Origin of the sequence: Arthrobacter sp. 18067 (assembly GCF_902706295.1) — a bacterium.
In the GTDB taxonomy this organism is placed as follows: Bacteria; Actinomycetota; Actinomycetes; order Actinomycetales; family Micrococcaceae; genus Arthrobacter.
The window spans coordinates 56773-68868 of sequence record NZ_CACSJJ010000006.1; the positions used below are offsets into that span (position 1 = coordinate 56773).

Here is a 12096-nt window from a genome sequence, read left to right on the forward strand (position 1 = left end):
CATAGAATGGACAGATGAGCCCTAGCGTTGCGTATGGCACGGACATCGATGAGCGGACCAAAGCCGCGGAGCAATCCTCCACCGATGTCCTGACAGCCCCTGATATCCCGTGGAACCTTGTGATCTGGAATGATCCCGTGAATCTCATGAGCTACGTCAGCTTTGTTTTCCAGAGTTACTTCGGCTATTCCGAGTCCAAAGCACACAAGCTCATGATGGAGGTCCACAAGAAGGGCCGTTCGATTGTGGCGCACGGCAGCAAAGAACAAGTGGAACAGCACGCGGTGGCCATGCACGGTTTTGGCCTGTGGGCCACGGTGGAGAAGGCTGCAAGCGGCAATGAAACACCCGGAAAGGGCGGCCGGCAGCGTGGCTAAGGCATTCAAGTACGGACTCAAGGGCATCTCCGGATACCTCGAACCCGCCGAACGCGATCTCCTGCGCGGATTACTGGACGACGTTATCTCCATGCTGGAGCAGGACGTGCGGGAGAACGAAGACCCCCTGGCGGCGCTCATCGGCCTGGACATGGACGTCAAGCAGCCAAGCGACCGCGCTCTCCTGAGGCTCTTGCCCAACGTCATGAAGGACGACGACGGCGGGTCCCTGGAGTTCCGGCAACTCACCGAACGCTCGGTGCGGGAAAACAAGATCGGGGCCCTGAAGGCTGCCGCCCTGGGACTGGACAAAGACGACCTCGTCCTGACGCCGGAGGATGCAACGCGGTGGTCGATGGCCCTGAACGATGTCCGGCTGGTCCTGGCTGAACGCCTGGACATCCGGGACGAAGCGGACGCCGAGCACATCCATAGCATGCAGGACTGGAGCCAGGCCGAGGACGTGGAGAGTTACCTGGCCTTGGTTTACAACTTCACCACGTGGCTTCAGGAGTCCTTGGTTCAGGCCATGATGGCCGCAAGGCAGGCGAAATCCTGATCGCGACGGCCCGTTGGTGCTCCTGCCCTGTGACAAATCAGACACGAGGCGGAGACCACAGGTAATGGCCGCACACCATGGGAAGCCTTATTCTCGAATAATTATGACTTCAGCATCGGGTTCAGCAGGCAGCGCGCCAGGCAATGGGGACTCCATCAGCGCGGGGGAAATGGTAAGCGCCCGCCCGATCGGCATTTTTGACTCCGGCGTGGGCGGATTGACCGTAGCGCGGTCCATCATCGACCAACTCCCCAATGAATCAATCCTGTACGTCGGTGACACGGCCAACGGCCCCTACGGTCCACTTCCGATCGCCGAAGTGCGTGCCAATGCCCTGGGCGTTATGGACGAGCTGGTGGACTCGGGCGTGAAATTGCTGACCATTGCGTGTAATTCAGCGTCAGCGGCCGTGCTCCGGGACGCCCGCGAACGCTATACGGCCCGCTATGGCATTCCGGTCATCGAGGTCATCCAGCCGGCAGTGCGTCGTGCGGTTGCGGCTACGCGCTCGGGCAAGATCGGGGTCATCGGAACGTCGGCCACCGTGGGGTCCCGGGCGTACGAAGACACCTTCGCTGCCGCTCCCGACCTCACCATAACGTCGGTGGCGTGCCCCGCCTTCGTGAATTTCGTGGAGGCCGGAATCACCACCGGCCCGGACCTGCTCGCGGCTGCACATGAGTACCTGGAGCCGCTCAAACGCGCCGGCGTGGACACCGTTGTCCTGGGATGCACGCACTACCCGCTGCTGACAGGTGTCATCTCCTTCGTCATGGGAGAGGACGTCACTCTGGTTTCCAGCGCCGAGGAGACCGCCAAGGACGTCTACCGGGCTTTGGCCAACCATGGGATCCAGCGGACAGAGTCCAGCACGCCCAGCCACGAATTCATCGCCACCGGCGATGCCGACCAGTTCGAGACCCTGGCCCGCCGCTTCCTGGGACCTGAAGTTCTCTCGGTAAAGCATGTGGACCATGTAGCGGCCCAGTACCCGACAGGCAGCCTTGCCCGCATTACTCCCGAAATGCTGGAAGCGGCACGTTCCGGTTCCGGCCTGTCCCGCCGTTCGTATTTCGTGCAACCCGGCGACACCCTCAACGCTGGAGCGGGCGCAACCATGGGGCGTGGACTGTGAAGCTGACCATTGTCGGGTGCACCGGTTCCTTCCCCGGTCCCGGATCGCCGGCGTCGTGCTATTTGGTAACGGCGCACGACGGTGAGCGCGAGTGGAAGATCGTCATGGACCTCGGCAGCGGAGCCCTGGGAGCGATCCAGCGCTACACCGACCTTGAGGACATCGACGCGATCTTCCTCACCCACCTGCATCCGGATCACTGCATGGACCTGTGCGGACTCCACGTGGCTGTCCGCTGGAAGCCCGGGGGATGGGGCCGGGACAGGCTGCCCGTGTGGGGGCCTGCTGCGACTGCGGACCGGATGGCCACGGCCTATGGCCTGGAACTGGATCCCGGCATGCACGAGGAATTCGACTTCACCAACTGGGCCGAACTCAAGCCTGTCACCGTGGGTCCATTCACAGTGACTCCCTACGCTGTCAATCACCCGGTTGAAGAGGCGTACGCTCTGCGCGTGACGGCCACGGAGCCCGGGAAGGACGGCGTCCCGGTGACGAAGATCCTGACGTACTCGGGCGACACCGATTCCTGCCAGGGGCTCGAAGACGCGGCCAAGGGATCCGATTTGTTCCTCTGCGAGGCGGCCTTCGAGGAAGGCAGGGACGACGACATCAAGGACGTCCACCTCACCGGCAAGCGCGCAGGCGAGGCCGCAACGAACGCCGGGGCAAGGCGTCTCCTCCTCACCCATATCCCTGTGTGGACATCGCAAACCAAGGTGCTGTCCGAGGCCAAACCAGTGTTCGCCGGCGATGTCGCAGTGGCCGTGGCCGGAGTCCACTACACGATCTAGCCCTACCCGGCGTCGGGCAGTGCCATCAGCTTGGCTAAGCTTGAACCATGACTTCTGAAGCTACAGCCACACCCGTCATTCGTGCTGACGGCCGTACACCCGACCAACTGCGACCCATCAGCATTACCCGCGGCTGGTCCAAGCAGGCCGAAGGATCGGCACTGATCGAGTTCGGCAACACCCGGGTCCTGTGCACGGCTTCTTTGACCGAGGGTGTGCCGCGCTGGCTCAAGGGCGAAGGCCGCGGGTGGGTCACTGCCGAGTACGCGATGCTTCCCCGTGCCACCAACACCCGTTCGGACCGCGAGTCTGTCAAAGGCAAGATCGGTGGACGCACTCATGAGATCTCGCGCCTGATCGGCCGCTCGCTGCGCTCGATCATCGACACCAAGGCGCTCGGCGAAAACACCATTGTCCTTGACTGCGATGTCTTGCAGGCAGACGGCGGAACCCGCACCGCTGCGATCACCGGCGCGTACGTAGCACTGGCAGAAGCGATTCGTTTCGCTCGGGAAAACAAGCTCATTGCCCGCAACGCCGAGCCGCTCGTGGACACGATTGCAGCTGTCTCCGTGGGCATCATCGACGGCGTTCCCATGCTTGACCTGCCGTACGTGGAGGATGTCCGCGCGGAGACGGACATGAACGTGGTGGTCACCGGTTCCGGCAAGTTCGTGGAAGTCCAGGGAACTGCTGAGGGCGCCCCGTTCGACCGGGCCGAACTGAACGCATTACTGGACCTTGCCCTCCTGGGCACCAGCCAACTGTCCGCTATCCAGCGCGAGACCTTGGCTGAAGCCCCGTGAGCAGCGCATTGGAATCCGGGGGTCCCCGCCTCGTCCTTGCCACCCACAACAAGGGCAAGCTAAAGGAACTCCGCGAACTGCTGCGGGGCCAGGTCCCAGGGCTCGACGTCGACACCCAAGTGGTGGACGCGGCTGCAGCAGGTGGCCCGGATGTTGCCGAAACAGGCGTCACGTTTGCGGAAAACTCGCTCCTCAAAGCCCGCGCGGTGGCAGAGGCGACGGGCCTGGTGGCCATCGCCGATGACTCCGGCCTGGCTGTGGATGTCCTGGGTGGAGCTCCGGGAATTTTCTCCGCCCGGTGGTCAGGAACCCATGGGGACGACGCTGCCAACCTAAGGCTCCTTCTGGCCCAGCTCTCTGATGTGCCGGATTCGTTCCGGGGAGCAGCGTTTGTCTGTGCGGCGGCCTTGGCCGTGCCCGGTCCCGATGGCATCGCCCATGAGACCGTGGAGTATGGCCAGCTGGAAGGAACACTCCTGCGTGAACCCCGCGGTGAAGGTGGCTTCGGCTACGATCCCGTGCTGCAGCCGGCCGGGATGAACCGCAGTTGCGCAGAGCTGAGCTCCGAGGAGAAGAACGCCATCAGCCATCGTGGCCAGGCGTTCCGGGCCCTGCTTCCCGCGATCGTGTCTGCTTTGACCGGTAGCAACGCCCCGTAGCCTCTGACTGCAAACAAAAGGCACCCCTCCATGCGGGGTGCCTTTTGCTCTGCTTTGCGCGTTGCGGGAGCCTCAGTGCTCGCCGTGCTTGCCGCCCTCGTGTTCCTCGATGAATTCCTCCACCGGATCGGTTCCCTGGGCTGCGGCCTTGCGCTTGGCCATGAACCCCCGGGCAACCTCAATGATGACCGGGATAACGGAGATCAGGACAATGACGATGAAAATGATGTCCAGATTGTCACTGACCCACGGAACGCGATCGCCAAGGACATAGCCCAGCAGGGTAACTCCGCCGCCCCAGAGGACGGCTCCAATGACGTTGAAGAGGAAGAATTTCCGCTTGTCCATCTGGGCAACGCCGACGATCACCGGCACAAAGGTACGGATGATGGGCACGAACCTCGCCAGGATCAATGCCTTGCCGCCGTGCTTTTCAAAGAAGGCGTGGGCGCTCTCGACGTTCTCTTTCTTGAAGAGCTTTGAGTCGGGGCGGTTGAAGATGGCAGGGCCGGCCTTGGATCCGATGAGGTAGCCGGTCTGGTTACCCAGGATTGCCGAGACGATAATCAGGCCAGCCAACGCCCAGATGTTGAATTTGATCGTGTCTGTGGCAACCAGTAGGCCCGCTGTGAACAGCATGGAGTCGCCGGGCAGGAAGAAGCCCACCAACAAGCCGGTCTCCGCAAAGACAATGCCGCACACCAGCAGCACAACCCAAGGTGCCAGGGCGGGGTCGGCGAGGAAGATCTGGGGGTTCAACCAGTCCGGCAGGAACGAAGCCATGGAAGGCTGCACCGGTCCCGCGCCCCCGAAAGTGGATACGGCAAGGTCGCTTATCGCAGAAAAGATCACCCAACAAGCCTACTTGACGGCCGTCGTCGCGATTTTCCGCAGAAGCCTTGACAGTTACTTCCTTGGTTGTATGGTTAGTTACATGAGTAATGAACCAGTGAGGCGGTGGTGCTCATGATCGATGACAGCAAGCCGATCTTCATGCAGATCGCCGAACTCATTGAGAACGGAATTGTGGACGGCAGCATGGCCGAGGAATCCCAAGTGCCCTCCACCAATGAGTTCGCAGCTTTCCACCGCATCAACCCGGCAACAGCTGCCAAGGGCGTCAATGTGCTGGTGGATTCAGGGATTCTCTACAAACGCAGGGGGATAGGGATGTTCGTTGCATCGGGAGCGCGTGCCCAGTTGATAGCGCGTCGGACCGAAGAATTCTTCGAACAGTACGTCAAGCCGCTGGCACTGGAGGCCCGGAAGCTGGGCATCTCGGCTGAGCAGCTGAACACCATGATTGAACGCAGCTCCGGGCTTGCCCCGGAACCCGGGACAGACAAGGAAAGGAGCGCGGCCCTGTGAACGAAACCATCGTCGAGGCCCGTAACCTGATCAAGCACTACAAAGACGTTAATGCACTGGACAACGTCAACCTGAGCCTCTCTGCGAACCGCATCTACGGACTGCTGGGGCGAAACGGCGCAGGCAAGACCACGTTGATGTCCATCCTGACCGCACAGGCCTTCGCCACCTCCGGCGAAGCCCTTGTCTTCGGTGCCAGCGCCTATGAGAACGACGCCGTGCTGTCCCGGATCTGCTTCATCCGGGAATCGCAGAAATACCCTGATGACTTCCAGCCGCGGCATGCCTTCCGCTCCGCAGCACTGTTCTACAAGAACTGGGACCAGGAGTTCGCCGACCGTCTGGCCGAGGATTTCCAGCTCCCCATCAAGCGGCGTATCAAGAAACTCTCCCGGGGTCAGCTCTCCGCCGTCGGCGTCATCATTGGCCTCGCCTCGCGGGCCGAGCTGACCTTCTTCGACGAACCATATTTGGGACTCGACGCCGTTGCCCGGCAATTGTTCTACGACCGCCTGGTTGAGGACTATGCGGAGCACCCGCGCACCATCATCCTGTCCTCGCACCTGATCGACGAAGTGGCCAACCTTTTGGAACACGTGGTGGTGATCGACAGGGGGCGGATCATCATGGATGCAGATGCCGAGGACATCCGGGGTTCGGCCGTCACAGTCTCCGGTTCCGCTGAAAAGGTGGATGCCTTCCTGGCAGGCAAGAAGATTCTCCACCGTGAGACCCTCGGGTCCTTGGCATCTGTGACTGTGGACGAAGTCCTCGGCAGCCGTGAGCGAGCCGAGGCGCAGGAGTTGGGACTTGAGTTGTCGCCCGTTTCCCTGCAGCAGTTGGTGGTCCGTAAAACCATGATCCGGGAAGGCGGTGCGGGAGCTGCCGGCGCAGGACCCACCGCCGGAGATTTCGCCGATGACACGTTGGAGGCAAAGCGATGAGCAGGACTATGGCAGTTGCCCGGATGCAGCTGATCAACAAGTGGACATACATTGGGTGGCCCCTGACCATCCTGGCGGCCTCCTTCCTGATGTCGCTCGCCATCTTCGCCCTGATCCCCGTTCAGGAAGGCAAGTACGGCGGGGGCAGCCAGGCGCCAATGTGGTACTTCCTGGTCCTTGGAATCCAGAGCATGACCCTGGCATTCCCGTTCTCGCAGGGCCTGAGCATCAGCCGCAGGGCGTTCTATCTCGGAACCCTGGGACTCTTCTCCCTGATCGCACTCGGGATGACGGGCCTTTACTTGTTGGGCGGTGTGATTGAAGGGGCCACCAACGGTTGGGGCGTCTACGGCTACTTCTTCAAGATCCCGTGGGTAACAGACGGACCTTGGTACTCCACCGCGGCCTTCTTCTTCGTGGTGATGATGTTCATGTTCATCATCGGGTTCTGGTTCGCCACCATTTTCAAGCGCTGGGGGACAAGCGGCACGCTGGTCTCCACACTGGGATCGGCAGTGGCCCTGATCGGCCTTGCCGCCCTCACCACCTGGCTCGAGTGGTGGGGACACGTTGGAAGCTGGTTCGCCCAACAGACCCCGTTGAGCATCAGCGGGTGGGCAGCCCTGCTGTGCGTTGTGCTCGCAGCCGGGTCCTACACAACCCTTCGCAGGGCGACGCCGTAAGCCTCGAAATGTAGTGTTCACCACAAAGCAGGCCGGAAGGGCCGCCCCGCCGGGGAAATCGGCAGGGGCGGCCTTTTCCGGCTGTAATCTTGTCCAGTGGCATTGGACTTTACGGCGATCGACTTTGAAACAGCCAACGGCTTCCGGGGGTCGCCGTGCTCGGTGGGCCTCAGTAAAGTCCGCGGCGGTGTTGTGGTGGAAGAAGCCTCTTGGCTCATGCGCCCACCGGAGAACCATGACCACTTCGAGTTCCACAACACGCGTATCCATGGCATCCGGGCCGAAGACGTTGCCGGACGCCCGCGGTTCGGCGACCTTTTCCCTGAGATCGGCGCCTTCATCGGAAACGATGTACTCGCCGCACACAACGCAGCCTTCGACCTCGGCGTCATCAGGTCGGGCTTGGAAGTCTCGGGCCTTGCAGGACCCGCCTATGACTACGTGTGCACCGTGATGCTGTCCCGCCGCTGCTACTCACTGGTGTCCAACTCCTTGCCTTATGCAGCGGAAGAGGCCGGTGTGCCCCTGGTCAACCACCACGACGCCGCAGAAGACGCCCGCGCCTGCGCCGGTATCCTGGTGGACATCGCCCGGCGCAACAGCGCCAACAGCATCGCCGAACTCTATCTGTCCCTCGGCCTCAACCTGCCCAAGCAGCCGGCGTTTGATCCCGCGCACGGCCTCTCCAAAGCGACAATGTCGGCGCTCGCGGCCAGGGCCGGAGGCTCTGCCGAACCCACCCTGGAACGAGCCCTCGGTGGCCCCAGCGGTTGGTCCGCCTGGCCGGAGGAAGGGCCCAACCCCTTGCCCAACCCCGCGGCGGAGCCTGGACACCCGCTCTTCGGGCAGACAGTGGTGTTCACGGGCGACCTCGCGATCACGCGGCCGGAAGCCAAATCGCGTGCCGCGGACATGGGGGCGCGGCCCGAAAGCCGGGTGACCGCAAGGACCACTGTGCTCATTGTGGGCGACGGGTTCGTGGCAGGGGACCTTCGGGCCGGACGGCTCACGGGCAAGGCCAAGCGGGTCTTGGAACTTCATGCCAAGGGCCAACAGATCGAAGTGGTCTCCGAGGGCGAGTTCCTGCAAATGGTTGGCGGCGCTTAGCTGCAGCCAGCCGTTGATGTGGTCATACGGCGCAACAATGCTTCCTGCTTCGAGAGCAGCGCTCCTAGCCTTGGGGCATGACCAAACCAACCCCTTCCCCAACAGCCGAGCGCCAGCCTGCCAGCGCTGCCACAAACGGCGGGGTGGATTGGCGGGCTGTTTTCGCTTTCCCCAACCCAGTGAACGAATACGCCGCCCGGATCACTGCGGGACTGGTCGTGGTGCTGGCTGTCGCAACGCTGCTGACCGGCTGGGGCTGGGGTTTGGCGGTTCTTGCTGTCGGCTTCTGGCTTCGTGTGCTGTTTGGTCCCCGGATATCCCCGCTCGCGCTGCTTTCGGTTAAGGTGCTGGCACCCCGCATTGGGCACGCCAAGCTGGTAGCCGGTCCTCCGAAGCGCTTCGCCCAAGGAATGGGCGCCGCCTTGACCAGTGCCGCCGTCGTGCTTTTCCTCATCGGCTACCAGCCGGCCGCCTGGGTGCTGCTGGCGCTCCTCATCGTGGCTGCCTCGTTGGAGGCGTTCGTTGGCTTTTGCCTCGGGTGCGCGATCTTTGGCTTCCTGCAGCGCCGTGGTCTCATTCCGGACGACGTGTGCGAGGCCTGCAACAACGTCGCGCTTCGCCGGACGTAGGGCGCCCATCAGCCGGTGGTGACGGCGAGCAGCCTCTCTGCCATGCCACGGATGACCTTCGGTGCTTCCAAAGCCTCCAGCCAGTCGCCTGGCAGGCATTCTTCGCCGTAGTAGGCCCCGAGGATGTTGCCGGCGATGGATCCTGTCGAGTCACTGTCGCCGCTGTGGTTGATGGCAAGGACGATCGCGTTGCGGAAATGCTCCGCCGGTGAGGTGCCGCCCGTGGCCAGCACCGCATAGAGCCCGACGGCGAGTGCCTCCTCGGCGATCCACCCCTCGCCCAGCGCTGTGGTCAGTTCTTCGGGACCAACTACCGTGGGCTGGAGCGACAACTGCAGTGCAGCTTCAAGCCTTTCCCCCAGTTCGGGGGCCTTCGTGGGAACCCCGTTCACGTAGTCAAGTGCCGCGTTGGCGGCACCGCGGACATCGCTGCCGGCCACGATGTTATGGATAAGCAGGCTGAAAGCCGCTGCACTGAGTCGCGCCGAGGGGTGCCCGTGCGTGAGCGAAGCGGCGTCGGAGCTGAGCTTGTAGACGGCCTCCCGGGAAATGTGGGGGATGAGCCCGAAGGGGGCGGAGCGCATCACTGTGCCGCATCCCTTCGAATCGGGATTGACGGGCCGCGCCACAGTACCCATGCCACCGGTTGCCAGGCCACTGAGGCAGGCGTTGCCCGGTGCGCGGCGGTGCCGCAGGACTTCCTGGGCGTCGATCCATCGCGGCTGCGGGACGGGAGCGGAGGCTGAAGCAGCGACATCCTGGGTGTTGAGCCACCGCAGGTAAGCGAGCCACAGGCAGGCGATTTCGTCAGCTGCAACCCCGTCGTTCGCCCATTCGAGGGCTTCCACCAGTCCGTCAACGGTGTAGAGCGTCATCTGGGTGTCGTCCGAAAAGTGGCTTGCGCCCTCGAGCTGCCCAAAAGTGGTGAGGCCGGCCGAACCGTAGCGCCCGCGAATCGCGGCAACGGAATCAAACTCCACTGCGTAACCAAGGGAATCACCCAGTGCACCACCCAATAGTGAGCCGTGGACACGGGATTCGAAGGACGGCGCAACGGGGGCGGCAGGTTCAACACTCATGCCAGTAACTTACCGTGCCCGGGAACCCCCGCTGGTATGGTGGGGAAGCTGCCCGGCACCTATGAAACCTTGGAGAGACAACGTGCGCGAACCTGCTTGGCGACGGACGGGCAAGACACCTGACTACAGGTTTTCGCTTGCCAACGAACGTACTTTCCTCGCATGGATCCGCACCTCCCTGGCCTTGCTTGCCGGTGCGGTTGCCGTTGACCAACTGGCCCCGAATATCGCGCCGACGCCCGTCCGGCTGGTCCTGTGCGTCTTGCTGGCGCTGGTTGGGGCAGGCCTGGCCGCATTGTCCTATCGCAGGTGGGGGCAGATGGAAGCGGCCATGCGCAACGACCAGGCGCTGCCGTTCTCGCGCGTCATGCTGTTCATGACAATCGTGGTGGCCGTCGCAGCATTCGCTTTCGCGGTGCTGATCCTGGTGGCCCGATGACCAGGGTCGCCCGGTAAGCATGGAAACCCGCGATCCCGGCCTCCAGCCCGAGCGCACCACCCTTGCATGGCGGCGGACCCTTATCTCCCTTGTGGTGGTGGACCTGTTCATTTGGCGGAGTTGGCTGACGTCCGAGCCCTCCACAGGCAACCTCGTCGCGGGCCTTCCCGGACTTGATTACCAGGGGATTTGTGCGCTCATGGCAGCCCTTGCCACCATCGTCCTGGCCTCCGTCGTGTGGGTTCGCTCACGCCAGCTCCACGTTGGTAACGGGGCAGCATCGGCCCGCCTTGTCCTGGTCAGCACACTGGCCGTGATGGGCCTTGGTGGCTCGGCGATCGCGGCCATAGCCTTAGGCGGCTAAGCTCGGAGGAGGGATTCAGCAACTGTCCAGACTCGGCTGGCAAGATGCTTTAGGGCTTCGCCTCTTTGCGTGGGAGAACTACGCCATCCACATCATCGTGCAGTGCGCTGCCGGCCGCCCACGCCGGCTTCCATACCAACCGTAAGGACACATTCGACATGACCTCTCCTGTACAGGCCACTCCCGAAGACCAGCCGGGACTTCTTGCCCGGCTGTCGGCTGAAGCGTTGGGATCGATGTTCGTTGTGGTCGTAGCGGTAGGCGTGGGCATCTTTTCGAATCCCAGTGGGGCACCGTTGCCAGTCGCCTTGGCCACCGGCCTCACGGTGGCTGTGGCCATGCTGGCGTTCGGGCACGTCTCCGGCGGACACTTCAACCCGGTCATCACTTTGGGCACCTTGATTGCCGGCCGGATCCGGGCCGTCGCCGCCGTCGCGTACCTTGCGGCGCAGCTCATTGGAAGCGTGGTTGGCGCTGCGCTGATCTACTTCGTGGTGACCACGGTGCCTGTGCTGACGGACGCCCGCGCTGCCTTCGATGTTGTGGCGCCGGGTTACGGCGAGCATGCTGCTGCACAAACGCAGATGGCCGGAGTCCTGCTGGTCGAAATCCTTGGTTCCGCCTTGCTGGTTGCCGTCTTCCTGGGGGCGTCGGCCGGTCGCCGGGCTGTTCCTGCGATGGCTCCCTTCGCGGTGGGCCTTGCCATGGCTGTGTTGCTTCAGCTCGGCCAGGTCCTGGGCAACCTTCCCTTCAACCCTGCACGCGCAACGGCCCAGGCGTTCTTCAGCTCGTCGTGGGCCATTGAAGGATTGTGGCTCTTCTGGGTGGCGCCACTGATGGGCGCGGCCCTTGCCGGACTCGTCTTCCGGGGCTTCCAGGTCCTGTCGGGTGCCAACCACACCGAGGCTGACGGTTTCCAGGCAAACACTGATGACGGCGTCAACGATGCGTTCGACGCCGATCATGACCTCACGGACGACGCTGCTGAAACCGGCGGAGACAAGGTCCCACAGGCTCCCGTGAAGAAGACGGCAGTGTCCTCTGAACCGGCCCCCTCCGCGGCCGTGAGCGATGACGCCCGGGACTTCTTCGACGGCAAGAAGGGCTAGCAGCCGGACAGGATCGACGGCGGGCGGCCTGCCTGCGCTTTATT

Annotated in this window: 16 protein-coding genes; 14 read left to right on the top strand and 2 right to left on the bottom strand. The window is 63.0% G+C overall.

What is annotated here, in order from left to right:
- Positions 1-14: 14 nt before the first annotated feature.
- The 6 genes from clpS to rdgB all read left to right on the top strand — a co-directional run bounded on the left by clpS (position 15) and on the right by rdgB (position 4330).
- The gene (gene clpS, locus GVL04_RS07585) at positions 15-377 is read left to right on the top strand and encodes an ATP-dependent Clp protease adapter ClpS (protein WP_024817261.1); all 363 of its coding nucleotides are present in this window, start codon (positions 15-17) and stop codon (positions 375-377) included.
- Positions 370-936 (top strand): DUF2017 domain-containing protein, encoded by a 567-nt coding sequence (locus GVL04_RS07590; RefSeq protein ID WP_159702033.1) that lies wholly within the window; start codon positions 370-372, stop codon positions 934-936. The genes clpS and GVL04_RS07590 overlap by 8 nt, the downstream gene beginning before the upstream one ends.
- 64 nt (positions 937-1000) lie before the next feature.
- Positions 1001-2071, top strand: coding sequence for a glutamate racemase (gene murI / locus GVL04_RS07595; protein WP_159702036.1), 1071 nt, complete (start codon positions 1001-1003; stop codon positions 2069-2071).
- Positions 2068-2865 (top strand): MBL fold metallo-hydrolase, encoded by a 798-nt coding sequence (locus GVL04_RS07600; protein WP_159702039.1) that lies wholly within the window; start codon positions 2068-2070, stop codon positions 2863-2865. The genes murI and GVL04_RS07600 overlap by 4 nt, the downstream gene beginning before the upstream one ends.
- A 47-nt stretch (positions 2866-2912) precedes the next feature.
- The gene (gene rph / locus GVL04_RS07605) at positions 2913-3671 is read left to right on the top strand and encodes a ribonuclease PH (RefSeq protein ID WP_159702042.1); all 759 of its coding nucleotides are present in this window, start codon (positions 2913-2915) and stop codon (positions 3669-3671) included.
- Positions 3668-4330: an RdgB/HAM1 family non-canonical purine NTP pyrophosphatase gene (gene rdgB, locus GVL04_RS07610; RefSeq protein ID WP_159702045.1), complete on the top strand. Its 663-nt coding sequence runs from the start codon at positions 3668-3670 to the stop codon at positions 4328-4330. The genes rph and rdgB overlap by 4 nt, the downstream gene beginning before the upstream one ends.
- A 72-nt stretch (positions 4331-4402) precedes the next feature.
- On the opposite strand, the gene GVL04_RS07615 is transcribed toward rdgB, so the two are convergent.
- The gene (locus GVL04_RS07615; protein WP_159702383.1) at positions 4403-5167 is read right to left on the bottom strand and encodes a DedA family protein; all 765 of its coding nucleotides are present in this window, start codon (positions 5165-5167) and stop codon (positions 4403-4405) included.
- A gap of 129 nt (positions 5168-5296) precedes the next feature.
- Here GVL04_RS07615 and GVL04_RS07620 point away from each other — a divergent pair, with 129 nt between their 5' ends.
- The 5 genes from GVL04_RS07620 (at position 5297) to GVL04_RS07640 (ending at position 9061) form a co-directional block, all read left to right on the top strand.
- Positions 5297-5698 (top strand): GntR family transcriptional regulator, encoded by a 402-nt coding sequence (locus GVL04_RS07620; RefSeq protein ID WP_200846780.1) that lies wholly within the window; start codon positions 5297-5299, stop codon positions 5696-5698.
- Positions 5695-6642, top strand: coding sequence for an ABC transporter ATP-binding protein (locus GVL04_RS07625; RefSeq protein WP_159702051.1), 948 nt, complete (start codon positions 5695-5697; stop codon positions 6640-6642). Before GVL04_RS07620 ends, GVL04_RS07625 begins: the two co-directional genes overlap by 4 nt.
- Positions 6639-7325: a hypothetical protein gene (locus GVL04_RS07630; RefSeq protein WP_200846781.1), complete on the top strand. Its 687-nt coding sequence runs from the start codon at positions 6639-6641 to the stop codon at positions 7323-7325. The genes GVL04_RS07625 and GVL04_RS07630 overlap by 4 nt, the downstream gene beginning before the upstream one ends.
- A gap of 96 nt (positions 7326-7421) precedes the next feature.
- Positions 7422-8432 (top strand): exonuclease domain-containing protein, encoded by a 1011-nt coding sequence (locus GVL04_RS07635; RefSeq protein ID WP_159702054.1) that lies wholly within the window; start codon positions 7422-7424, stop codon positions 8430-8432.
- A 77-nt stretch (positions 8433-8509) separates the two neighbouring features.
- Positions 8510-9061, top strand: a complete 552-nt coding sequence (locus GVL04_RS07640; protein ID WP_200846782.1) for a DUF4395 domain-containing protein — start codon at positions 8510-8512, stop codon at positions 9059-9061.
- A gap of 8 nt (positions 9062-9069) precedes the next feature.
- Here GVL04_RS07640 and GVL04_RS07645 read toward each other — a convergent pair whose 3' ends face one another.
- Complete coding sequence (locus tag GVL04_RS07645; RefSeq protein WP_159702057.1) at positions 9070-10140, bottom strand: ADP-ribosylglycohydrolase family protein; 1071 nt, start codon at positions 10138-10140, stop codon at positions 9070-9072.
- A gap of 82 nt (positions 10141-10222) precedes the next feature.
- Here GVL04_RS07645 and GVL04_RS07650 point away from each other — a divergent pair, with 82 nt between their 5' ends.
- From GVL04_RS07650 to GVL04_RS07660, 3 genes are all read left to right on the top strand, one after another.
- Positions 10223-10579, top strand: a complete 357-nt coding sequence (locus GVL04_RS07650) for a YidH family protein (RefSeq protein WP_175538584.1) — start codon at positions 10223-10225, stop codon at positions 10577-10579.
- A gap of 19 nt (positions 10580-10598) precedes the next feature.
- Entirely contained in the window at positions 10599-10943 is a 345-nt protein-coding gene (locus tag GVL04_RS07655; RefSeq protein ID WP_159702063.1) for a DUF202 domain-containing protein, read from the top strand.
- A 158-nt stretch (positions 10944-11101) separates the two neighbouring features.
- Positions 11102-12052 carry an aquaporin gene (locus tag GVL04_RS07660; RefSeq protein ID WP_159702066.1) on the top strand — a complete coding sequence of 317 codons (951 nt, stop codon included), beginning with the start codon at positions 11102-11104 and terminating at the stop codon, positions 12050-12052.
- Positions 12053-12096: the final 44 nt, after the last annotated feature.

Coding starts and splice junctions, on each gene's coding strand:
- clpS (WP_024817261.1), top strand. CDS start 15: ATGAGCCCTAGCGTTGCGTATGGCACGGACATCGATGAGCGGACCAAA.
- murI (WP_159702036.1), top strand. CDS start 1,001: ATGGCCGCACACCATGGGAAGCCTTATTCTCGAATAATTATGACTTCA.
- rph (WP_159702042.1), top strand. CDS start 2,913: ATGACTTCTGAAGCTACAGCCACACCCGTCATTCGTGCTGACGGCCGT.
- GVL04_RS07620 (WP_200846780.1), top strand. CDS start 5,297: ATGATCGATGACAGCAAGCCGATCTTCATGCAGATCGCCGAACTCATT.
- GVL04_RS07630 (WP_200846781.1), top strand. CDS start 6,639: ATGAGCAGGACTATGGCAGTTGCCCGGATGCAGCTGATCAACAAGTGG.
- GVL04_RS07640 (WP_200846782.1), top strand. CDS start 8,510: ATGACCAAACCAACCCCTTCCCCAACAGCCGAGCGCCAGCCTGCCAGC.
- GVL04_RS07645 (WP_159702057.1), bottom strand. CDS start 10,140: ATGAGTGTTGAACCTGCCGCCCCCGTTGCGCCGTCCTTCGAATCCCGT.
- GVL04_RS07655 (WP_159702063.1), top strand. CDS start 10,599: ATGGAAACCCGCGATCCCGGCCTCCAGCCCGAGCGCACCACCCTTGCA.
- GVL04_RS07660 (WP_159702066.1), top strand. CDS start 11,102: ATGACCTCTCCTGTACAGGCCACTCCCGAAGACCAGCCGGGACTTCTT.